General features: G+C 68.2%; 20 protein-coding genes. 10 read left to right on the top strand and 10 right to left on the bottom strand.

The features are described 5' to 3' along the window. Positions 1-406: 406 nt before the first annotated feature. Positions 407-1,156 (bottom strand): DUF1013 domain-containing protein, encoded by a 750-nt coding sequence (locus ACK3BB_RS05210; RefSeq protein WP_428927666.1) that lies wholly within the window; start codon positions 1,154-1,156, stop codon positions 407-409. Between the two features lie 142 nt (positions 1,157-1,298). On the opposite strand from ACK3BB_RS05210, the gene ACK3BB_RS05205 reads away from it, so the two are divergent. Continuing rightward, positions 1,299-1,937 (top strand): ribonuclease T2 family protein, encoded by a 639-nt coding sequence (locus ACK3BB_RS05205; RefSeq protein WP_428927665.1) that lies wholly within the window; start codon positions 1,299-1,301, stop codon positions 1,935-1,937. Positions 1,938-1,995: 58 nt separating this feature from the next. Here the strand turns inward: ACK3BB_RS05205 and ACK3BB_RS05200 are convergent, their stop codons facing one another. The 6 genes from ACK3BB_RS05200 to ACK3BB_RS05175 all read right to left on the bottom strand — a co-directional run bounded on the left by ACK3BB_RS05200 (position 1,996) and on the right by ACK3BB_RS05175 (position 8,012). Further along, entirely contained in the window at positions 1,996-3,111 is a 1,116-nt protein-coding gene (locus ACK3BB_RS05200; RefSeq protein WP_428927664.1) for a hypothetical protein, read from the bottom strand. Positions 3,112-3,198: 87 nt separating this feature from the next. Then, complete coding sequence (locus ACK3BB_RS05195) at positions 3,199-3,999, bottom strand: hypothetical protein (RefSeq protein WP_428927663.1); 801 nt, start codon at positions 3,997-3,999, stop codon at positions 3,199-3,201. A 92-nt stretch (positions 4,000-4,091) separates the two neighbouring features. Beyond that, positions 4,092-4,607, bottom strand: a complete 516-nt coding sequence (locus ACK3BB_RS05190; RefSeq protein WP_428927662.1) for a hypothetical protein — start codon at positions 4,605-4,607, stop codon at positions 4,092-4,094. A gap of 49 nt (positions 4,608-4,656) precedes the next feature. After that, positions 4,657-5,631, bottom strand: a complete 975-nt coding sequence (locus ACK3BB_RS05185; RefSeq protein ID WP_428927661.1) for a quinone oxidoreductase family protein — start codon at positions 5,629-5,631, stop codon at positions 4,657-4,659. A 262-nt stretch (positions 5,632-5,893) separates the two neighbouring features. After that, a complete protein-coding gene (locus ACK3BB_RS05180) occupies positions 5,894-6,880 on the bottom strand; it encodes an NAD(P)H-quinone oxidoreductase (protein ID WP_428927660.1) in 987 nt (328 codons plus the stop codon). Positions 6,881-7,322: 442 nt separating this feature from the next. Beyond that, a complete protein-coding gene (locus tag ACK3BB_RS05175) occupies positions 7,323-8,012 on the bottom strand; it encodes a COQ9 family protein (RefSeq protein WP_428927659.1) in 690 nt (229 codons plus the stop codon). A gap of 349 nt (positions 8,013-8,361) precedes the next feature. Here ACK3BB_RS05175 and rpsU point away from each other — a divergent pair, with 349 nt between their 5' ends. Both rpsU and ACK3BB_RS05165 read left to right on the top strand, forming a co-directional pair. Beyond that, complete coding sequence (gene rpsU, locus ACK3BB_RS05170; RefSeq protein ID WP_005614280.1) at positions 8,362-8,568, top strand: 30S ribosomal protein S21; 207 nt, start codon at positions 8,362-8,364, stop codon at positions 8,566-8,568. A gap of 336 nt (positions 8,569-8,904) precedes the next feature. Continuing rightward, on the top strand, positions 8,905-9,999 hold the full coding sequence (locus tag ACK3BB_RS05165) for a GAF domain-containing protein (RefSeq protein ID WP_428927658.1): 1,095 nt from the start codon (positions 8,905-8,907) through the stop codon (positions 9,997-9,999). 9 nt (positions 10,000-10,008) lie between these two features. On the opposite strand, the gene ACK3BB_RS05160 is transcribed toward ACK3BB_RS05165, so the two are convergent. Continuing rightward, positions 10,009-11,592, bottom strand: a complete 1,584-nt coding sequence (locus ACK3BB_RS05160) for a GMC family oxidoreductase (protein WP_428927657.1) — start codon at positions 11,590-11,592, stop codon at positions 10,009-10,011. A 127-nt stretch (positions 11,593-11,719) separates the two neighbouring features. Between ACK3BB_RS05160 and ACK3BB_RS05155 the strand changes: the two genes are divergently transcribed. Both ACK3BB_RS05155 and ACK3BB_RS05150 read left to right on the top strand, forming a co-directional pair. Next, the gene (locus ACK3BB_RS05155; RefSeq protein WP_428927656.1) at positions 11,720-12,031 is read left to right on the top strand and encodes an ArsR/SmtB family transcription factor; all 312 of its coding nucleotides are present in this window, start codon (positions 11,720-11,722) and stop codon (positions 12,029-12,031) included. After that, positions 12,024-13,094, top strand: a complete 1,071-nt coding sequence (locus tag ACK3BB_RS05150; RefSeq protein ID WP_428927655.1) for a permease — start codon at positions 12,024-12,026, stop codon at positions 13,092-13,094. The genes ACK3BB_RS05155 and ACK3BB_RS05150 overlap by 8 nt, the downstream gene beginning before the upstream one ends. Before the next feature lie 301 nt (positions 13,095-13,395). On the opposite strand, the gene ACK3BB_RS05145 is transcribed toward ACK3BB_RS05150, so the two are convergent. Continuing rightward, positions 13,396-13,986, bottom strand: a complete 591-nt coding sequence (locus tag ACK3BB_RS05145; RefSeq protein ID WP_428928685.1) for a GNAT family N-acetyltransferase — start codon at positions 13,984-13,986, stop codon at positions 13,396-13,398. 95 nt (positions 13,987-14,081) lie between these two features. After that, on the bottom strand, positions 14,082-15,473 hold the full coding sequence (locus ACK3BB_RS05140) for an aspartate aminotransferase family protein (protein WP_428927654.1): 1,392 nt from the start codon (positions 15,471-15,473) through the stop codon (positions 14,082-14,084). A gap of 426 nt (positions 15,474-15,899) precedes the next feature. Here ACK3BB_RS05140 and ACK3BB_RS05135 point away from each other — a divergent pair, with 426 nt between their 5' ends. The 5 genes from ACK3BB_RS05135 to ACK3BB_RS05115 all read left to right on the top strand — a co-directional run bounded on the left by ACK3BB_RS05135 (position 15,900) and on the right by ACK3BB_RS05115 (position 22,498). Next, entirely contained in the window at positions 15,900-16,901 is a 1,002-nt protein-coding gene (locus tag ACK3BB_RS05135; RefSeq protein ID WP_428927653.1) for an ABC transporter substrate-binding protein, read from the top strand. Positions 16,902-17,000: 99 nt separating this feature from the next. Then, positions 17,001-17,807 carry a taurine ABC transporter ATP-binding protein gene (locus ACK3BB_RS05130; RefSeq protein WP_428927652.1) on the top strand — a complete coding sequence of 269 codons (807 nt, stop codon included), beginning with the start codon at positions 17,001-17,003 and terminating at the stop codon, positions 17,805-17,807. Beyond that, positions 17,804-19,072, top strand: coding sequence for an ABC transporter permease (locus tag ACK3BB_RS05125; RefSeq protein ID WP_428927651.1), 1,269 nt, complete (start codon positions 17,804-17,806; stop codon positions 19,070-19,072). The genes ACK3BB_RS05130 and ACK3BB_RS05125 overlap by 4 nt, the downstream gene beginning before the upstream one ends. A 274-nt stretch (positions 19,073-19,346) precedes the next feature. Next, complete coding sequence (locus ACK3BB_RS05120; RefSeq protein WP_428927650.1) at positions 19,347-21,503, top strand: hypothetical protein; 2,157 nt, start codon at positions 19,347-19,349, stop codon at positions 21,501-21,503. After that, the gene (locus ACK3BB_RS05115; RefSeq protein ID WP_428927649.1) at positions 21,500-22,498 is read left to right on the top strand and encodes a hypothetical protein; all 999 of its coding nucleotides are present in this window, start codon (positions 21,500-21,502) and stop codon (positions 22,496-22,498) included. Before ACK3BB_RS05120 ends, ACK3BB_RS05115 begins: the two co-directional genes overlap by 4 nt. The last annotated feature ends 155 nt before the right edge of the window (positions 22,499-22,653 follow it).

Here is a 22,653-nt window from a genome sequence, read left to right as displayed (position 1 = left end):
GGAGGATTGGCCACCCGGCGCGGGGCGCGTTGCCCAGCGGTTGGGCGCAGGGGCGCGGGATTGCGGCAGGGGCCGGCGTGGATGGTCCGTGCCGCAGATGAGGGGGGCGGCACGTGCCGGGGCCCGGGCATGCAGGCCGCCCAACAGGTCAGAGCGTGACCGTATGGGCGCCCAAGGACGCCAGCACTCGGACATGCAGACACCCGGGCACGTCAGAGCCTGACCATCCAGGCGTCCCTGCGCGCAGCCCTTCAAATATGCAGGCACCCGCCCCCCGGCCTCCGAACACCCCGGAGGTCGACCTCGCGGACACCCGCAAACGGCATGGCCCGGACATGCAAGCGCCCGCCGGGCAGAGCCGGGCGGGCGCGGGGTCGTCTTGTCGGCCCTTGCGGGCCGCCGCGTCTCAGCGCGGTTGTTCGTCGTCGTCGCCGGACGGCAGGTTGAAGAACGAATCCGCGTCGATGATCGGATCGCTGCCCTTGTCGTCATCATCGTCGTCATCCGACAGCGAGAAGGTTTCCAGCCCTTCGATGGCCGTCGGGATGCGCGGCTCGGGATCCATGCCCAGCGATTGCTCGGTGCTGACCAGCCGGCGGCGGGCATCGTCGTCCATCACTTCGCCCTCGGCGGCCTTCTTGGCCGCGGCCTTCTGCACGGCAGCGTCCAGCTCGGATTGCTTGCACAGCCCCAGCGCGACCGGGTCGATCGGCTGGATGTTGGCGATGTTCCAATGGGTCCGCTCGCGAATCGCCTGGATCGTCGGCTTGGTCGTGCCGACCAGCTTGGAAATCTGGGCATCGGCCAGTTCCGGGTGGAACTTGACCAGCCACAGGATCGAGGCCGGGCGGTCCTGGCGCTTGGACAGGGGCGTGTAGCGCGGGCCGCGGCGTTTCTCTTCGCCCTCGGCGGCCGGGTTCGGCTTGACCTTCAGCTTGTAGAGCGGGTTGGCCTCGGCCTGGTCGATCTCGTACTGGGTCAGCTGGTTGTTGGCGATCGGGTCGAAGCCGCGCACACCGGTGGCCACGTCGCCATCGGCGATGCCCTGGATCTCAAGCTCGTGCATGCCGACGAAATCCGCGATCTGCTTGAAGGTCATGGTTGTGTTGTCCACGAGCCAGACCGCCGTAGCGCGCGCGTTGATCAATCGTGCCATGTCTCTCGTTGCTCCTTCGCAAATACATCTTCCCCGTTGCCTGGGGCGCCAGGCTGCCCGGGTTTTCGGCCTCGGGCGGGTTTCCGTTGTCGGGGAACTTCGGGGCTGTATAGTCGGCGACAGGCGGAAAGGGAAGAGGCGAATGCGGCAGAGGCTTGGCGCGGGGCTGTTGGCGGCGGTGCTGACAATGGCCGCAAGCGCTCCCGGGGCCGATACGGCCGGGGAATTCGATTACTACGTCATGGCCCTGAGCTGGTCGCCGAACTGGTGCGCGCTGGAAGGCGACCGGCGGCAATCGCCGCAATGTGAAGAGGACCACGGCTGGATCCTGCACGGGCTGTGGCCGCAATACGAAACCGGCTGGCCGGATTACTGTGCGTCGGCCGAACGGGCGCCGTCGCGCAAGATGACCGAGGGCATGGCCGACATCATGGGCACCTCGGGGCTGGCCTGGCACCAGTGGAAGAAACACGGCACCTGTTCCGGCCTGGCCGCGCGCGACTACTTTGCCCTGTCGCGGGTGGCCTATGACAAGGTCGCCCGGCCGGCGGTGTTTCGCAAGCTGGACAATGCCGTGCGGCTGCCGGCCTCGGTGGTCGAAGAGGCCTTTCTAAAGGACAATCCCGGGCTGAGCCCCGACATGCTGACGGTGACCTGCCGGGACGGATACGTGCAGGAAGTGCGGGTCTGCCTGACACGCGGGCTGGAGCCGCGGGCCTGCGGGGCCGACACGCGCCACGATTGCACGCTGGATGACGCCCTGTTCACGCCCCTGCGCTGATCGCTGACTTGCCTGTTGCGCCCGGGCCTCTTGCACCCGGGCCCTGCCCCGCCGCGGCTCAGCCGTCGCCTTGCGGATCGTCCCCCGTGGGCGCGTCAGCTGCCTGGGCGGCCGCACGCCGTGCGGCGCGGGCGGCCGCGCGATCGGCCCGGGCCGGCCCGCCCTTTGCCGCGCCGGCGCCCTTGCGCCCGGCGGCCAGCTGCGGCGCACGCTGGGTCAGGGCAAAGGACATCGCCCGGGCCAGGATGTCGATCTGGTCGCGGGTAAAGCTGTAGGCCTCGGGCGCGTCCGGGTCGGGGAAACGCGCGGCATGTTCGTCCAGGGTGCCGACGCGATAGGCCTCGGCGGCGGGCACCAGGGCCTGCAACCGGGGATCGGCGATCTCGGTGTCCATCCGCTCGATGAAGGCGGCCAGCTCGTCGCGCGGCACGGCCGGGACCTGCGAGGTGATGTCGGGCAGGTGTTCACACAGCGGGTCCGACACGACCTGGCTGGATAGCAGGCCAAGGTGCTGGTTGAACGCCCGCTGCAATTCCAGCTCGCCCCGGGTGAGCGAGCGGTTGATCTGCGGCCGGGCCGGTTCGGGCAGGGTGCCGGCGGGCAGGCCGAGCCAGTCTTCGAACGTGGCCAGCAGCCGGTCGCGGTGGCGCGAGTAATTGCGGATGGTCAGCGTGCCGCCGATGGCACGCACGGCCTCGTCCAGGCGCAACAGGCGCTGGGGCCGGTCGTAGCGGCGCAGGAAGGTGGCGCAATCGCCGGTGAACCCGTTGCGCTTGACGACCTGCTGATAGGCCGACACGGCATGTTCGACGGGATCGCGGATGTAGCAGAGAAACTCCAGCCGGGCCTCGGGGAAGGCCGCGCGGATCTCGGCCCCGTAATCGCGTTCGGTCGATGTCAGGACCAGGTGCAGGGATTCGTTGGAAAAGAGCAGGCGCTCGGCGGTGGCCACCTCGGGATAGCGGGCCAGGGTCTGGGCCAGGCTGTCGGCGGGGCGCAGGTTGCCCGAGGTCACCCGGCCGACCCGGGCCCGGGCCTCGGCGCGTTTCTCGATCGGGTAGGTGATGCCCAGCTCGTCCAGCCGGGCGCGCCCGGCGCCAAGGGCCGATTGGACATAGCTGCTGCCGGTCTTGCCGATGCCGACGTGAAACTGGACGAGGCGCGGGCCGGTCATAGGTGAAATCCTTTGCGGCGGCGGGTCAGCCGGGAATGGCAAATGTGACGGGGCCGGCTCCGACGCGCGGCCGGGCCGGCCCGCCGGTCACGAGACGAAATCGCCCAGGATGGCATCCAGCGCGCCGGTCTCGCGCAGGTGGGCGGCGATCATGTGCTGATCGTGGTCATGTTCGTGCAGGTGCACGCCGGGGAAGCCGGCCAGGGTGTTGGCATGGTTGACGTCCGGCCGGCTCTGCGAGGCGAAATGGATGTCGATGCGCCCCGAGAAATCGGGCCGGTCGGTGAAGGCATTGCGCACGTCGACATCGGGGCTGTTGTAATCGATGTCGTGCGGCCGGCTGTCGAAACTGGCAAAGCGGTCAAAGGTCGGCCGGCCGATGCGGGTCTGGGGACCAAAGGCCAGGATGCGGTCGGCATTCATGCGGATGCCGAATTGCAGGGCGGCAAAGCCGCCGGCCGAGGTGCCGGTGAAGCGCACCGATTTCGTGCCGGCCGGCAGAAGACCCTGCAGGACCTCGACCGTCTCGCCGATGTTGCGGCTGAGCGACAGCAGGCCCTTCTGGTACCAGCATTGCCGGAAATCCTTGAGGAACATGACGTTGCAGCCTCGATCGATGAAGGACCGAAAGAATTCCTTGGGCGGCATGCCGAAGCGGGTGATCAGCCCGGCGCAGGCGATGACCGTGGTTTCGGCCCCGTCGACGCGCATGATCTCGACGGGCGACATCTCGGCATAGGGGTTGCCGGTGTCGACGCTGCTGGTCTCGGTGTATTGCAGCATCATCGACTGCATCGAGATCAGCCGGTCCTGCAGCTGGCGGATGGTCGCCGCCTGCTTGCGGATGGCCTGTTCCATGTCGGCCTGGGTCATTTCGGTCGTGGTCATCGCGGTCCTGCCTTCGTCCTCGTTCCGGCGCCGCGCGGGCGCCGCCCTTTCCGGCCCGGGGACGGGCCGGCGCGGTCTCTGCCCTGCCGTGGTCAGCCCTGTTCCTGCTGGCACTTGCGCGCCGCGGCGATGGCCTGGCCGGTGCCCTTGAGGTCCAGCGTGAACAGCGCCGCCCCGGCATCGTCGCGGATGGTCAGGGTGCTGGATTTGGCGATCAGGTCATAGACCTGGACATCGCTGAACAACACCCCCGCGCCATGCACGTTGCCCATCTGCAGGCCGGTGGCCGTGACCGGGAATTCCTGTCCGTCCAGGTCGGCGACCAGCGGATAGCTCTGGTTGCGCCGCAGCTTGTTCCAATCGGGGTTGAAGATGGCAATATAGCCTTCCCCCTTGCGCGGGTCGTAACCGATCCGCGTCAGCGACACCCCGTCGCGGCCCGACTGGATCAGGCAGCCGTTGCCCACGTCGGGGTCGACCATGACGTTCCAGCCGTCGTAGAACCCCAGGTCGACCAGCTCGGCCCGGGCCGTGCCCGGGGCCAGGACGGGGACCAGCCCCGCCAGGGCGATGAGCGTCGCGGCCATCGTTCGTGTCATGCCAGCCATGCCGGTCGTTCTCCTGTCTTGTACCAGTACCATGCCCGCAGCCGGGCGATCAAAGTTCAAGGATCGTCGATCCCGTTGTCTTGCGCGCTTCGAGCGTGTCATGCGCCCGGGCGACCTCGGCCAGGGGGAAGCGCTGGTCGATGCGGATCTTCACCGCGCCCGATGTCACCTTGTCAAAGAGATGCCGGGCCATGTCCTGGCAGGCCTGGTGATCGGCGATATGGGCAAAGAGCGTCGGCCGGGTGACCTTGAGCGAACCCTTCTGGGCCAGGAGCCCCAGGTTGAAGGCCTCGACCGCGCCCGAGGCATTGCCGAAGGAAATCATCATGCCCAGCGGGCGCAGCGAATCCAGCGAGCCGATGAACGTGTCCTTGCCCACCGAATCCATGACCACGTCGACGCCCTTGCCCCCGGTCAGCTCGCGGACCTTCTCGGTAAAGTTCTCGCGGTTGTAATTGATGCAATGGGTGGCGCCATGTTCGACGGCCAGGGCGCATTTCTCGTCGGTCCCGGCGGTGCCGATCAGGGTGATGCCCTCGGACCGGGCCCATTGGCAGGCGATCAGGCCGACACCCCCGGCCGCGGCGTGGAACAGGACGGTGTCGCCGGCGGCCAGGGGTGTCGTGCGGTGGAACAGGTACTCGACGGTCAGGCCCTTGAGCATCATCGCCGCGGCCTCGTCAAAGGACACGCCGTCAGGCAGCGGGCAGACCTGGGCCGCGGGCATGACCCGGGCCTCGGTATAGGCCCCCGGGGGCATGGCCGCATAGGCCGCGCGGTCACCGGGTTTCAGATGGGTCACGCCCTCGCCCACGGCATCGACCACGCCGGCGGCTTCCATGCCCAGGGCCTGGGGCAGCTGCAACGGGTAGAGCCCGTCGCGCTGGTAGACATCAATGAAGTTCAGCCCGCAGGCCTTGTGGGTGATGCGGATCTCGCCGGGGCCGGGTTCGCCCACCGGGCGGTCGACCAGCTTGAGCTTGTCCGAGCCGCCGTGTTCCTCGATGATTGCGGTGAGGGCCATGCCTTCGTCTCCCCTTGGTGTTCTGATGCCGCGTGCCGGATGTCCGGGCCACGCCAGTCGGGCCTTTGCAGGCCCGTTCGGATCCGGCCGGGCCGCGCGGGCGGTCGGGGGCCATTCATGCCGATATCCGCGCGATAGTCCATCACCCGCGTCCCCGCCCCGGGCGCCGGCCCCAAGCGGCGGTCACGGGGCAGACGTTGGGCGGACATGGGGCGAGCCCTTGGCCCACATCTGGCCGGGGCGCGGGCCAAGGCGCCGGCCGTCAGCCCGCGACGTTCAGGACGATCTTGCCGATATGACCCGAGCTTTCCATCCGGGCATGGGCCGCGGCGGCCTCGGCCAGGGGGAATTCGCTGTCCATCACCGGGGCCAGACGGCCGGCATCCAGCAGCGGCCAGACATGGGCGCGCAGGTCTTCGGCGATGCGGGCCTTGTCCAGGTCGGATTGCGGGCGCAGGGTCGACCCGGTGATGGTCAGCCGGCGCATCATGACCTGGGCAAAGTTCAGCGCGACCTTGGGCCCCTGCAGGAAGGCGATCTGGACCAGCCGGCCGTCATCGGCCAGGGCCTTGACGTTGCGCGGCAGGTAATCGCCACCCACCATGTCCAGGATCAGGTCGGCGCCGCCCTCGGCCCGCAGGATCTCGACGAAATCCTCGTCGCGGTAGTTGATCGCCCGTTCCGCGCCAAGCGTCGTGCAGGCCTTGCATTTCTCGGCCGAACCGGCGGTCGCAAAGACCCGGGCGCCGAACAGCTTGGCCAGCTGGATCGCCGTCGTGCCGATGCCCGACGACCCGCCGTGGACAAGAAACCGCTCGCCGGCCTTCAGCCCGCCCCGGACAAAGACGTTGGACCAGACGGTGAAGAAAGTCTCGGGAAGGCAGGCGGCCTCTTTCAGGCCCAGCCCCTCGGGGACGGGCAGGCAATGGGCCGCCGGGGTGGCGACATATTCGGCATAGCCCCCGCCGGGCAACAGGGCACAGACCCGGTCGCCCAGGGCCAGCTCGGTCACGCCGGCGCCCAGGGCCACGACCTCGCCCGAGGCTTCCAGCCCGGGCAGGTCGCTGGCGCCCGGAGGCGGGGCATAAGAGCCGGCCCGCTGCAGGGCGTCGGGCCGGTTGACCCCGGCATAGGCCACCTTGATCACCACCTGGCCGTGGCCCGGCCGGGGCACGGGGCGGTCGGTCAGGGTCAGAACCTCGGGGCCGCCGGCGGCGGAAATCTCGACGGCGCGCATCATGTCGGTCATGGATGTCCTCCTGGTTGGCCGTGCCCTAGCATCCCGGGCCGGCCGGCGAAAGCCGATCCGGGCGCGGGACGGCGGCCGCTGGCCGGTGACAGGCGGCCCGGCCGGGGCATCCGCCCGGAAAATGGGCCGGAAGGAGTGACAAGGGACGCAGCGGGCGAAACGGCGCGGTGATATGCGGGACGGCCGGGCCGGATGGCCTCACGCCAGATCACGACCGGACGGCGACCATTGCCGCCGAGCGGCCTGCACATCGGCGGACAGATCAGGTCACTTGGCGGCCAGACCGGACAACCCTCATGGCCCAACATGCCGACCCCCAGGCCAATTCAGGATCGGCCGGCTCCCAAAGCCCCGGAACCGGGATATCGGCGCAGGGATCGGACGACCGGGCGGTCAGGTCCGACGCACCCAACGGCCCGACACACCGCATTCCACGGCGAACTCAGGACCGGCCAGCCCCCAACGGCCAATCGCCGCGGGGGCGGCGCATCGGCGCGCGGATCTGGCGGGCCAGCCAGTTCGGCCCGGCCATGAACGGCTTGAGCAGGGGGCTGTCGCCAACCTGGGCCTTGAGCTTTTCGACTTGCATGACGTCGCCCACCCGCCGGTCGAGAAAGGCCCACGTGGCCTCGTCGCCCTCGCTGTCGTCCCCCAGCCAGTAGAGCACCGTCGAGGACAGCACGGCCGTCAGCGTGGCCCGCTTGGTGTACCAGTTCACGTCGTCCGAGGAATCGCCCAGCGTGTCCCAGATCAGGTCGGCCGTGGCCCAGAGCGCCTTGGCCCCGTCGCCGGCATGCTGCGGCAGGGCAAACAGCGTCATGCCCCGGCGCACGGCTTCCTTGTCGCCGACGGCCAGCCGGGCGCGGACGGCGGCGATGATCTTGTCGCGCATCTTCATCTCGGTCATGTCCATGGCCCGGATGGCCTCCAGCATCTGCTGGTCGCCGCGCTGGTGATAGGCCAGGGCCAGGTCGACCGCCCCGCGGGGCAGCACGGCCCGGGCCAGGGCCGGCTCGACCCCGGCATCGGCAATGGCGGCCTTCAGCGTGGCCTCGGACCAGCCGTCAAAGGCCACGTGCATCATCGCGGCGTCGAGGATCGAGGACTTGATGTCGTCATAAGGCGTGGTCATGCGCGTTCTCCGATCTTGCGGTCCATTCTTGCGGCCCAGGCTTGCAAACTGTTCTTGCAAACCGTTCTTGCGGCCCATGTCATCCCGTTCAACCCGGCCCTTGCGGTCACGGATCACCCCGGTTCGGGCCGGCCCCGGCGGCGGGCTTCCGCCCCGGTGGCAGAAGGATATGCCAGGCGCCCTTCGCCGGATATAGGGCGGATGGCCACGCCGTCCCATCCCGGGCGCCCCCGACCCGCCGCCCATCGCCCCCGGGAGAGGGGGTGGACAAGACGGGGGTGGCCTTGCTATAGGGCGGCTTCCTGCAATCTTCCTTGCAACTCTTACACAGAAAGGTGGTGACAACCACATGCAGGTCAGTGTTCGCGACAACAATGTCGACCAGGCGCTCCGTGCCCTGAAGAAGAAACTTCAGCGCGAAGGCGTTTTCCGTGAAATGAAGCTCAAGCAGCATTTCGAGAAACCGTCCGAGAAAAAAGCGCGCGAGAAGGCAGAAGCGATCCGCCGTGCGCGCAAGCTTGCGCGTAAGAAGGCGCAGCGCGAAGGGCTTCTCTGAGCCGCTGGTTCCGAACGCCAGGTCGGTTCGTCCGACACCGAAGATTTGACGACCCCCGGGCATATGCTGCGGGGGTTTGTCGTTTCCGGCATCCGGGTATCCCCCCTTTGCGCCCCGGCCCCGCGCCCGCCGGCGCAGGATGAGGCCGACAAACTGCCGCGGATACCCGTGATTTCAGGCAAAATGCACCGGAAAGTTGCATTTTCCGCAAGCAATCCCTGAGCAATACTTAAGCCGAGCATCCCGATGGTCCGGTCACCGCAGATCTGTTAAGGTTTCGCTAACCTATTCCGACCTAAAACCGGGATCGTTATCGGGTTCCCGGGGGGAGAGTGCATGGTGTCGTCCAATCTGACCAGTTTCGTGGGGGGCCGTGGGGCCCGGCCCCGCGACCAGCAGGCCGCGGGATTCGACGAGCTGGTCGGGCTTGTCGCCCGGCGCATGCATGCGCCCGTGGGTATCCTGGTGCTGCCCGACCTGGCCCGGCCGGGGCAGATCTCGATCGCGACCCACGGGCTGCCCAACCCCGAAACCGATGCCGAGACCCGGACCTTCGGCACCCAGCTGCACGACCTGATCCGGCGCAGCCTCAGGCCGCTGATCCTGTCCGATTCGCGGATGCAGTCGGATTTCGGCGCCCTGCCCCTGGTCCGGTCCAGCCGCTGCCTGGCCTTTCTGGGCGTGCCCGTCCTGGACAGCCAGTCGCGGATGATCGGCGCGCTGTGCCTGGCCCATCACGAGCCCCACCATTGGAGCGAGGCCGATCTCGACGCGCTGCGCGACTTTGCCACCATCGTCGGGCGCGAGATGCGCCAGCGCCGGCTGACCACGGACCAGTCGGGCGAGATTTCCATGCTGCGCCAGCGGCTCGAACGGGAACGGCTGCACAATTTCCAGCGCGAGGCGATCTTTCAGGCCATGGCCACGCCCGGGCTGCCCGCCGCGGCGCGGTTCCGGGCCGTGCTGAACGCCGGCTGCGCGGCGCTGCGGGCGGATTACGGCGTGTTGACGCGGATCTCGGGCAATCGGGCCCAGATCGTGGCGGCCAGCAAGAACGCCCCGACCGACAAGCTGAAGGCCGAGATTGCCGTGGGCGAGACCTATACCGGCGAGATCCTGCTGCAGGACCGCCAGATCTGCCAGCCCGACACGGCGCTGGGGGACGAGCCCCTGCGCCGCGACCTGTTCGGCCGGGCGCCCGAGGCGTTCTTTGGCGCGCCGATCACCAGCAACGGCCTGCCCTTCGGCACGATCGAGTTCTCGACCTGCACGCTGAAGACCCGGCGGATCGATCCTTCGCTGGGATCGGTGCTGAGCATGATGGCCATTTCGATCAACGGCTATCTCTGCGCCCGGCAGGATCCGACGCCCGAAGACACCCCCGACGATACGCCCGACGCGCCACGGGCCGGGCAGCAGCCCGGCCATTGACCGCCCCGGTCAGGCGCCCGCCAGGATCATGTCGGCGGCCCGTTCGGCGATCATGATCGTCGGCGAATTGGTGTTGCCGCTGGTGATCGCGGGCATCACGCTGGCATCAACCACCCGCAGCCCGTCGACCCCGCGCAGGCGCAGCTGGGCATCCAGCGGCGCGGCGGCATCGCTGCCCATGCGCACGGTGCCCACCGGATGGAAGATCGTCGTGCCGACATCGCCCGCCGCGCGGACCAGGTCGGCCTCGTCATCCGAGTCCACGCCCGGCTTGATCTCTTGCGGGGTATACCGGGCCATCGGGGCCTGGGCCATGATCGCCCGGGCCTGGCGGATGGCCGCCACGGCCACCTGGCGGTCGCCTTCGGTCGACAGGTAGTTCGGCGCGATGCGCGGGGCGGTCAGCGGGTCGGACGAGGTGATCTCGACCACGCCCCGGCTTTCGGGCCGCAGGTTGCAGATACTGGCCGTCATGGCATCAAAGGCATGCAGGTCGCCGCCAAAGGCATCCAGCGACAAGGGCTGGACATGGTATTCCAGGTCGGGCGTGTCGAGATCGGGCCGCGATTTCGAAAAGGCGCCCAGCTGCGACGGGGCCATCGACATCGGGCCCGAGCGTTTCAGCATGTATTCCAGCCCGATCCGGGCCTTGCCCATCAGCGAACCGGCCATGGTGTTCAGGGTCTTGGCCCCGCTCAGCCGCCAGGCACAGCGCAGCTGCAGGTGATCTTGCAGGTTGGCCCCGATCCCGGCCATGTCGCGGGTCACGTCGATCCCGTGTGCGGCCAGCAGCGCGCCCGGCCCGATGCCCGACAGCTGCAGGATCTGCGGCGAGCCGATGGCCCCCGCCGACAGGATGACCTCGGCCCGGGCCGTGGCCCGGTGGCGGCTGCCGCCCCGGTCGTATTCCACGCCGGTCACCCGGTCGCCGTCCATCAGCAGCCGGCGGGTATGGGCCTCGGTCTCGACCTTCAGCCGGGCGCCCCCGGCCGTGCGCAGAAAGGCCTTGGCCGTGTTCATCCGCCAGCCATTGCGCTGGTTGACCCGGAAATAGCCCACGCCCTCGTTGTTGCCGGTGTTGAAATCGGTGCTGGCCGGCAGGCCCCAGGCCTGGGCGGCCTGCGACCAATGGTCGAGCACGTCCCAGCGCAGGCGCTGGTTCTCGACCCGCCATTCGCCCCCTGCCCCGTGCATCTCGGACGGCCCGTCGACGTAATCCTCGGACTTGCGGAAATAGGGCAGCACGTCGTCCCAGCCCCAGCCGGGCAGGCCCATCTGGCGCCAACCGTCGTAATCGGCGGCCTGGCCGCGGATGTAGAGCATGCCATTGATCGACGAACAGCCGCCCAGGGTCTTGCCCCGGGGATAAAGCAGCGACCGGCCGTTCAGCCCGGGTTCCTCGGCCGTGCGGAACTGCCAGTCGGTGCGCGGATTGCCGATGCAGTAAAGATAGCCCACGGGGATGTGGATCCAGAGGTAATTGTCCTTCTTCCCCGCTTCCAGCAGCAGCACGGCATGGCCGGCATCGCCCAATCGCTTGGCCAGCACGCAGCCGGCGCTGCCCGCGCCGACGATGATGTAGTCGTATTCCATTCCAACCCTCCGCTCACCGCGAAAGCCTAGCCAAGCCGCGGCAGCGCGCAAGGCGACATCTTGGCTTGGCAGCGGGCGATCAAATCCATATAACTAGTTTTGTGGTTTATTTGGAAAGGTGAGTCGCATGGAATGGGAAGAAGCGGCCCAGGGCTTTGCCGCCATGGGGTCCGAAGCCCGCCTGCAGGTTCTGCGCTGCCTGGTCCGCGCGGGCCGGCCGGGGCTGAGCGTCGGCGAGATCCAGGAGCGGACGGGCATGGCGCCCTCGACCCTGGCCCATCATCTCAAGTTCCTCGCCGCCGGCGGGGTGGTCACCCAGGAGAAATCCGGGCGCAGCACGATCAACCGGGCCAGTTTCGAACGGCTGGACGGGCTGGCCCGGTTCATCCTCAGCGAATGCTGCACCGACATGACCCGAAAGGCGGCCAACGATGTCTGACGCCACCCCGACAGCGCCCGCCTCCACGCCCCCCGCCCCGACACCAGCCGCCCCGGCCTGGCGGCGCGAGGCCGCGGCCTTCCTGCGCACGCCCTGGGCCTTTATCCTGGTCCTGCTGGCCGGCGTGGCCCTGCTCGATCCGGCCAACCTGGGCTTTACCATGGGCTTCGCCCTGCGCGCCCTGCTGGGCACCCTGCCCTATATCGCCGTGGCCGTTCTGCTGCTGGCCTGGCTCAAGGCCGCCGGGGCCGAGGTCATGGTCGCCCGGGCCTTCGAAGGCCGCGAGACCCACATGATCTTCCTGGCCGCGATCTTTGGCGGGCTGGCGCCCTTCTGTTCCTGCCAGGTCATCCCCTTCATCGCCGGGCTGCTGGCCCTGGGCGCGCCGCTGTCGGCCGTCATGGCCTTTTGGCTGTCCTCGCCGCTGATCGATCCGCCGACCCTGCTGATCACGGCCGCCGCGCTCGGCTGGCCCTTTGCCGTGGCCAAGGCCGTGGCGGCGGTGGGGCTGGGCCTGTTCGGAGGCTTTGCCATCCGCGCCCTGCGCGGGGTCGGGGCCATGGGCGCCCCGCTCAAGGTCTACCGGCGCTCGGGCTGCTGCGGGGCCGGGCCCCGGCTGGATGCCCGGCCGGTCTGGCGGTTCTGGCAAGAGGCCCCAAGACGCGCCCAGTTCCGTGCCGAGTTGCTGTCCAACGGGCTGTTCCTGGTCAAATGGCTGGCCTTTGCCTACGTGCTCGAAGCCCTGCTGGTGCAATATGTCCCGGCCGAGGCCATCGCCGGGCTGGTTGGGGGCGAGGGCATCGTGCCGATTGCCATTGCGGCGGTCGTCGGCATCCCGGCCTATCTCAATTCCTACGTCGCCCCGCCGCTGCTGGCCGGGCTGATGGACCAGGGCATGAGCGCCGGGTCGGCCATGGCCTTCATGATCGGGGGGGCGGTCAGTTCGATCCCGGCCATGGCCGCGGTCTGGTCGCTGGTCAAACCGGGGGTCTTTGCCGCCTACCTGGGCCTGGGCATTTCCGGGGCCATCCTGTCGGGCCTGCTGTTCCAGCTGGTCAGCTGATCCGCGCGACGCACCGCCTGCGGCCCGGCCAGGGGCCGCCTCCCGCCTGTCTGCCCCGCATCACAGATGCGGGGCTGCCCGTTGGGCCCGGCAGGCGCGCTGCGCGCGCCTGCCGCGGCACCGCCGCCGCCGCGCCATAACCTGCCGTGTCACTGTCTGACCCAGCAGCGCCACATCCCGGCCCCGTGGCGCCTGCCACATCCCGGCCCCACGGCCCTTGGCGCACAGCAACCCCACGGCCCTTGGCGCACAGCAACCCCACGGCCCTTGGCGCATGCCAGCCGAAGGGTCCCGCCGCTTCCTAGCCCCGCGGCTTCTCCAGTTGCCAATCCAGATGCGCCCGCACCGTCGGCCATTCCGGCGCGATGATCGAATAGACGGCCGTGTCCCTTACCGTCCCGTTGGCCAGCACCGTATGCTGGCGCAAGATCCCGTCCAGCTGCGCGCCCAGCCGCTCGATCGCCCGGCGCGACTGGGTGTTCAGACGGTGGGTCCGAAACTCGACCCCGTGACAGCCCAGCCGTTCGAAGGCATGGGCCAGCAACATCCGCTTGCATTCGGTGTTCAGCGGCGTGCGCTGCACCGCCGCCCGGTACCATGTCGACCCGATCTCGACCCGCCGGTTGGCCTTGTCGATGTTCATGTAGGTTGTCATGCCCACCGCCCGGCCACCGCTATCGAGAATGGCAAAGGGCGCCATCCGCTCTTCGGCCCACAGCCCAAGCCGCCGCTCGATCTCATCCGCCACCGCCTCGGGCGCCGGCACCGTCGTGTACCACAGCCGGTGCAGCTCGCCATCGGCCGCCGCCTCGGCCAGCTCATCGGCATGGCCCCTGTCCAATGGCACCAGCGATCCGCTCTGCCCGACCATCTCGACCGGTTCGGCCCACATCGCGCTCATCCTGCTTCTTTCTCTTTCCAAATATCCCTGCGGCCGGCCCGCCCGGAGGCGGACCGCCTGTCAGGCGCCCGACGGATCAACCGGCCCTATCCAAAGACCCGACCCAGCGCGCCGTCGACGGCCTCGGTGATCCGGTCGATATCCTCGGCCCCGGCAATCAGCGCCGGCGAGAAACACAGCGTGTTGTTGCGCCCGGGCACCGACCGGTTGGTCACCCCGATGATCACCCCCTGGGCCATGCAATCGGCCGTTACCGCCTGGGCCAGCTTCTCGGCCACCGGCTCTTTTGTTGTCCGGTCGGCCACCAGTTCGGCCCCGCAGAACAGGCCCTTGCCCCGCACGTCGCCGATGACCGCGTGTTTCTCCATCAGCGCCCCGAGGTTGTCCATCAGCCGCGCGCCCATGGCCTCGGTATTGGCCAGCAGGTTCTCTTCCTCGATGATCTTCATGTTCTCGATCGCCGCCGCCGGGCCGGCCGTGCAGCCGCCAAAGGTCGAGATGTCGCGGAAGTAATCCATCGGATCGTCCGGTTGGGCCTTGAACGCGTCAAAGACCTCTTCTGTCGTCACCAGCGCGGCAATCGCCGCATAGCCCGAGGCCAGGCCCTTGGCCATGGTCACCATGTCGGGCTTCACCCCGTAATGCTGATAGCCGAACCACTGGCCGGTCCGACCCACGCCGCAGACCACCTCGTCGATATGCAGCAGCACGCCATACTTGGCACAGATCTCCTGCACCTTCTGCCAATAGCCCTCGGGCGGGGTGATCACGCCACCCCCGGCCGTCACAGGTTCGAGGCACAGCGCCCCCACGGTTTCGGGCCCTTCGGCCAGGATCACCTTTTCGATCTGCTCGGCCGCCCATTCGCCGTAATGCTCGACCGGCGCGCCGTCCTGCTCGTGCTTGCGGTATTCCAGGCAATGGGGCACCCGCACGAAGCCCGGCGCAAAAGGCCCGTATTGCGCGTTGCGCTCGTCCTGGCCGCCGGCCGACAGGGCGCCGATGGTCGTGCCGTGGTAATCGCGGTCACGGTAGAGGATCTTGTGCTTGGTGCCGCCGTATTTCTTGTGGGCGATCTGGCGGACCATCTTGAAGGCCTTCTCGTTGGCCTCGGACCCCGAGTTGCAGTAATAGACCCGGCTCATCCCCGGCATCTTGTCGATCAGCATCTCGGCAAAGACCGCCCCCGGCACCGTGCCCATGGCCCCGGCGAAATAGTTCATCTTGAGGATCTGGTCGCGCACCGCATCGGCGATGCGCTCCCGGCCATAGCCCACGTTCACCGTCCAGACCGCGCCCGACACGGCATCGAGGAATTCCTTGCCCGACTGGTCCCAGACCTTCATGCCCCGGCCCTCGACGATGATCCGCGGGTCGGCGGTTTCATAGCCCTTGTGCTGGCTCAGGTGGTGCCAGACATGCGCCTTGTCGGCCGCGACGATGTGGGAAATGTCGTTTTCCGGGAACGTGCCGTCCATGGCGGGGTCCTCTTGGTTTCGGGTGACAGGATGACAGGCCGCACGGCCCGCCCGAAGCGGCCCTGGCCTTTTGTGATGCTGATCCTGTTTTTTCGGCAAACTATAGGTCCAGAATGCAACGGCCCTTAAGTCCAGCCGCCGCCCCATCGTGGCCCAGGCCCTCCCCTCGGCCCCATCTTTTCAACCACATCAGCCACTTGCCCGGCCCCTGCCCCGCCCCTGCCCGGCCTGCGAGCGCCCGGCGATCTGCCGCCGGGGCAGCGCCGAAAAAAGCGCCATCAGAAAAGATGTTGATCACACAGGCGTTTTCGGATCGGATCGGGCCGGGCTCGGCAGAACGGCGCCCGCCCCATGCGGCCGGGGAGCCCCCCGCGGCCGCCACGACACCCGCCGCAACCGGCGGACACAAACACGGGAGACGCAGTTTTGATCACCAAGCGCAGCTTCGGAAATGCCGCCGCCGCCCTGGCCCTGATCGCCGGGGCCGGTCCGGCCCTTGCCCTGGACGAGATCACGGTGGGCTATTTCCTCGAATGGCCGATGCCCTTCCAATACGCCAAGGAAATGGGCACCTACGAAGACGAGATGGGCGTGTCCATCAACTGGGTCAGCTTCGACACCGGCACGGCGATGAGCGCGGCCATGGCCTCGGGCGATGTGCAGCTGTCGGTCAGCCAGGGCGTGCCGCCCTTCGTCGTGGCAACCAGCGCGGGCCAGGACCTGCAAGTCCTGGACGTGGCGGTCAGCTATTCCGACAACGACAATTGTGTCGTGCGCTCGGACCTGGAAATCGACAAGGACAGCGCGGACGAGCTGGCCGGCAAGAAGGTTGCCGTGCCGCTGGGCACCGCGGCCCATTACGGTTTCCTCAAGCAGATGGATCATTTCGGCGTGGCGCTCGACAGCCTGGAAATCGTCGACATGGCCCCGCCCGACGGGGCGGCGGCCATTGCCCAGGGCTCGGTCGACATGGCCTGCGGCTGGGGCGGGTCCCTGCGGCGAATGAAGGAACATGGCAACGTGCTGCTGACCGGCGCCGAGAAGGAAGAGCTGGGCATCCTGGTCTTCGACGTGACCTCGGGCCCGGCGGCCTTTGTCGCCGAGAACAGCGACCTGGTGGCCAGCTTCCTCAAGGTGACGGCCGATGCCAATGCCATGTGGAATTCCGGCGAACACGAGGCCGAGATGCTGCCGGTCATCGCCAAGGACGCCGGCATGGACGAAGACGCCACGGCCGAGACCATCGCCACCTTCATCTTCCCCGACGTGGACACCCAGCTGTCGGACAAGTGGCTGGGCGGTGGCAGCCAGGAATTCATGAAAGGCGTGGCCGAGGTCTTCGTCTCGGCCGGGTCGATCGATTCCGCGCTCGCCAGCTATGAAAATGCCGTCAACACCGGGCCGCTGGCCGCAGCCAACGGCATGTGACACGGACAGGGGCCGGGTGCATCGTGCCCGGCCCCGCCGGCGTCAAAAGTTTCCCCGAAACTTTTGGCAAAACTTTCATCAAAAGTTTTGGGGGACTAGGTGAACGGGCTCAGCATCGAAAACCTCTCCATGCGCTTCGACCTGCCCAACGGCGGCGCGGTGCAGGCGCTCAAGGATGTCTCTCTCGACCTCGAGGCCGGCGAATTGCTGTCGGTCCTCGGCCCGTCGGGCTGTGGCAAGACCACGCTTCTGAACATCGTCGCGGGTTTCCTGGCCCCGACCGAAGGACGCATCGAGATGAACGGCCACCCGGTCACCGGGCCGGCGGCCGAACGGGGCATGGTGTTCCAGCAGGGCGCCCTGTTCGAATGGATGTCGGTGCGCGACAACGTGGGCTTTGGCCCCTCGATGAAACGCATGCCCCGGGCCGAGAAGACCCGGATCGTCGATCACCTGCTTGAAACCGTGGGCCTGCAGGATTTCAAGGACAAGGCCGTCTATGAACTCTCGGGCGGCATGCAGCAGCGCGTGGCCCTGGCCCGTTGCCTGGCCAATGACCCCGATGTCATCCTGATGGACGAACCTCTGGGCGCGCTCGATGCGCTGACCCGTGAAAAGATGCAATCGCTGGTGCTCAAGCTCTGGAAGGAGACCGGCAAGACCATCATCCTGATCACCCATTCGGTCGAAGAAGCCCTGCTGCTGGGCGAACGCCTGCTGGTCATGGCCCCGCGCCCGGGCCGGATCCACCGCGAATACCGCCTGCCCTTTGCCGACCTGGGCGTGAATGCTGACCTGCGCGAGGTCAAGAAACACCCCGAGTTCGGCCCCCGCCGCGAAGAGATCCTGAACATGATCTGGAACATGGAAGAAGAGATCATGGGCCGGGCGGAGGACGAGGCATGATCCCGCTGCTGATCTACGTGGCCATCTTCCTGGTGGCCTATGTCATCGTCCACCAGCTGCGCCGGCGCATCCGGCGCACCGATTTCACCTCGCTCAAGACGGTGACCTTCGGCGACGAAAGCGCGGTGCGGCCGGACCGGGCGGCAAGCGTCATTTCCGTCGTCACGATCTTCCTGCTCTGGGGGGCCTTCACCGGGTCGGACTGGCTGCCGCGATGGCTGCATGCGCCCGGCCCCTTCGAAGGCGTGGCAACCTTTGATTACACGGCCGAAACCCCCGACGGCCAGAGAGACACCGCCACGGTCACCGTGCTGGTCCACCCGATCGACCAGGAGGTCGCCGCCCCCGAGGTCGCGCCCGGCGAGGGCTGGGCCAAGGACGACAGCGCAACCGTCGGCGTCTGGCGCTCGGGCCTGATCCGGGTCGACCGCAACGACGAGCTGGGCCGCGACGAGGGCGCGCAGGTGGTGGCCGTCGACGGCCAGCCCATCGCCCCCGGCGACAGTGTCCAGACCCCCTTTGGCCGGGTCGGCATGTCACCCAAGGGCACGCTGAACTTCGAACCGAAGAAGGGCTGGCAGATGGAGCCGATCTGGCTGCCCCCGCCCGAGGCCGTGGTCGCGCGGATCGTCGAGATCGCCAGGGAGGGCTTCCGCGGATCGACGCTGTGGGAACACCTGGGCTATTCGCTGATGCGCGTGGTGCTGGGCTTTGTCTGCGGGGCGCTGGTGGGCATACCGCTGGGTTATGCCATGGGCCTTAGCGACTGGTTTCGGGGCTGGTTCGACCCGATCGTCGAATTCATGCGCCCGGTGCCGCCCCTGGCGCTGATCCCGCTGGTCATCATCTGGGCCGGGATCGGCGAGACCGGCAAGATCATCCTGCTGTTCCTGGCCGCGCTCTGGATCATGGCCATTGCCGCGCGCGCGGGCGTGTCGGGCGTCAAGATATCCAAGGTCCACGCGGCCTATTCGCTGGGCGCCAGCAAGGCCCAGATCATGCGCCATGTCATCGTGCCCAATTCGCTGCCCGAGATCTTTACCGGCGCGCGGGTGGCCATGGGCGTCTGCTGGGGCACCGTGGTGGCCGCCGAGCTGGTCGCGGCCGAAAAGGGCGCGGGCATGATGATCATGGTGGCCTCGAAATTCCAGAACACCGACATCGTCATCATGGGCATCATCCTGATCGGCGTCATCGGCTTCGGCATCGACATCCTGATGCGTTATGCCGAACGGCTGCTGGTGCCCTGGAAAGGCAAGGGCTGATCCCGCAAGGGACGGCATTGCAGGACGACACGAGGGGCCCCGCGGGGCCCCTTTTGCCATGTCGGGCCGGGGCATTTCATTCCGGCCCTCGCAATTGAATTCGCGCAAAAATAGAATCGTTGATTTTATAGAATCAATTCCCCATTATTTTTCGAAATATTGAATTCCATTTATTTAATCACCGGAGGGCGCGCAATTGCAGCCACGTCTTTCCCATTTCTCCGCGCCTGTCCGCTGCCCCCGGGCCGGCGCCCGTCATCGCGGGGGCTGACCGATGCCCGAACCCCGGACATTCACCATCGGCATCACCATGGCCGGAGCGGTGTCGGCCGGCGCCTACACGGCCGGCGTGCTCGATTACCTCTTTCGCGCCCTCGATCACCATGCCGCGCGACTGGCCGCCGGCGGCCCCGGCGCACCGCAACACCGGGTGGTGCTCAAGGTCATGAGCGGGGCCTCGGCCGGAGGGGTCTGTTCCGGCCTGGCCATCGCCGCCCTGGCCCGGGCGCAGCGCGACGGGCCGGACAGGCCCGGCGAGCCGGCGCTGAACCCGCCCGCACCGGCCCTGATCACCGGGCCGGACGGGTCCGATTGCGATGTGTCGGTTGCGCTCGGCCCGCTCTACGACGTCTGGATCCGCGGGCTCGACCTGTGGCGCCCGGTGCCCAAGGCTGGGTTCCTGGCTCTCGACGACCTGGCCAACCCCGACGATCCCCTGCGCTCGGCGCTCGACAGCACCCATATCGACGACGTGGCCGGCGAGGCGCTGTCGGGCATCCGCTGGAGCGGACGGCCCCTGCCCTTCCTGGCCGACGAGCTCGAATTGTTCCTGACCACGACCAACCTGCAGGGCGTGCCCTACAAGATCAGCTTTTCCGCCGGCGAAGGCGCCTTTGAACACCGCATGGCCCAGCACAGCACCGTGCGCCATTTCCGGGTCAGCGGCATGGGCAGCCAGAGCCGCCCGTCCGACTGGCTGACCGATTGGGGCGACGAGGGCATCGCCCTGGACATGGCCGGGCTGGGCGACGGGCCGATCCCCTTCGACGGGGAGGGCCCCTGGGGGCTGCTGAAACAGGCCGCGATCGCCACCGGCGCCTTTCCCATCGGCCTTGCCGCCCGCCGGATCGATGCCACGGCCGGCGATTTCAGCCGGTTCGACGCCGCGACATCGCGCGGCGGCGCCCTGCCCCTGGACATCCCGCCCGACCGGCTGGTCCATGCCCGGCCCGATTTCGGCGTGGCCGGCCCGTCCGAAACGGCGATCCCCTATATCGCCGTCGATGGCGGCGTGGCCAATAACGAGCCCTTCGAATACGCCCGGTTCACCCTGCGCGACGCCGTTGCCCCGGATGACCGCCAGCAGGACGGCCAGGACGCCAGCCGCTGGCAATATCTCGAACCCAACCCGCGCGACCCGGAAAACGCCGACCGGGCGGTGATCATGATCGACCCGTTCCCCGAAGGCCCGGAATACACCCCGCTGATGGACGGCCACCCCATGGCCCGGCGCGACCTGCTGGCCGCACTCAAGGCCCTGTTGCCCGCCCTGATGAACCAGGCCCGGTTCAAGCCCTCGGAACTGGCCAGCGCCGGCGATCCAGACATCCGCTCGCGGTTCCTGATCGCCCCGGTGCGCAACCTGGACGATGACCGCCAGCTGATCGGCGCCGAGGCCATCGCCTCGGGCGGGCTGGGCGGCTTTGGCGGCTTTGTCGACGAAACCTTCCGCCGCCACGATTTTGTCCTGGGCCAGCGCAATTGCCAGAAGTTCCTGCAGGATCATTTCGTCCTGTCCGAGCGCAACCCGATCTTCTACCCAGATGGCCAGGTGCCCGACACGGCCCGGGCCGAGACCCCGCGCGCCATCCTCGATCCCGGCCCCGGGATCGGCGGCCCGATCGCCGCCTGCCCCTGGCCCCGGATCGACGCCGAGCGGCTGGACCTGCTGATGCGCCAGGCCCGGGTGCGCATGCGCAAGGTGGTCAGGAAGGTGCTGGCCGACCTGGCCGGCGGTTTCTTTGCCCGGGTGGGGCTGAACATCGGCTGGCTGATGAAATGGGATGACGTCCGCAAGGCCATGACGGCCATTGTCATGAGCGACCTGATCGCCCGCGACCAGCATGCCGGATATGCCGATGCCACGCCCGAACGCCGGGCCGCCGTGCTGGCCCTGATCGCCCGCGGCGATGCCGCCGCCACCGCCGCCGAGCTGATGCAGGGGCTCCCGGCCGGCGCGCCCCGCTTTGCCTCGACCGCCGCGCTCGAAGACGACCTCAGGGCGCTGGTCGCCTCCGGCCAGCTCTGGTCGGCCCGCCCGCTTACCGGCTCGCGCCGCTATGCCCATGCCGAGCTGAAACCCGGCCTGACCGGGGCGACCCGCCTGCGCCTGTTCGGCGGCCGCCCGCAATCCAGCGGAGACACCCGATGACCATTGCAGAACTCGGGACGATGCTGAACTTCCTCATCGTCCTCATCTTCATCTACCTCGCCCTCAGCCTGGCGGCGTCGCTGGTCGTCGAGATGATCGCCAGCCTGCTGGGCCAGCGCAGCAAGATGCTGCGCGCCCGGATCGCCCGCATGTTCGACGACGAGGACGAGACCGGCATGGCCATGCTGCTGTTCCGCTCGCCCCTGCTCAGGACCTATGGCACCGGCAGGCGGCTGCCGTCCTACCTGCCGGCCGATGGCTTTGCCCGGGCGGTCATTGCCATCCTGCGCGACCAGAACCCGCTGACCCCGCGCGATCTGCCCCCGGCCCTGCGCGCCCTGGTCGGGGCCCCCGGCATCCGGCTCGACGCCGAGGGCCTGGCCGGGCTGCGCTCGGAACTGGAAATGTGGTACGACCAGACGATGGCCCGGCTGCATGGCACCTACAAACGCTGGGCCCGGCGCTGGCTGTTCGGAGCCGGGCTGGTGCTGGCCGTGGGGTTCAACATCGATCTCCTCAAGATCACCGAAAGCGTCTGGTCCGGCCGCTTTGCCCTGGACGATTCGGTTGCCCGGATCGCCGCCTTCCACGCCGAACTTGCGCCCCGGGTGACCGACGAACAGACCGTCGAACAGCTGCTGCTGGCCGACCCGGCCCTGCAGCGCAAGATCGCCACCATCGTCGACGGCACCCCGGCGCCCGCCCTGCCCATCGGCTGGGTGATCATCGACGAGGCCTGCGCCACCAGCACCGATCCAACCAAAGACAAGCTGATCTGCACGCCCTGGGAGCGGCTGACATCCATGGCCGCCGCGCTGGTCTGTCCGCCGCGCTGGGACGCGATGGCCATGGTCGGCTGGCTGCTGAGCGCGCTGATGGTCCTGCCCGGCACCAGTTTCTGGTTCGATGCGCTTGGCCGGACCCTGGTCCTGCGCGCCGCCGGGCCGAGGCCCCCGGAAGGCAGTGATTCGCCCGCCGCCGCACCGCCGTCCTGAGCGCCGCGCCCTGCCCCGACGTCAGGCCGGATCGCCCGGCCCGAAACGCAAAAACACGCCGGCATGATGCCTGGCGCGTTCCACGAGATCCGGATTTTCGGAAATGTCTTCCGGCGCTTGCGCCGACCCGCCCGACGTTCATGACCCTGGCCAAT

It is taken from the genome of Marinibacterium sp. SX1 (assembly GCF_050389775.1).
Classification (GTDB): Bacteria; Pseudomonadota; Alphaproteobacteria; order Rhodobacterales; family Rhodobacteraceae; genus Marinibacterium.
This window is presented reverse-complemented; position numbering and strand designations above follow the sequence as displayed.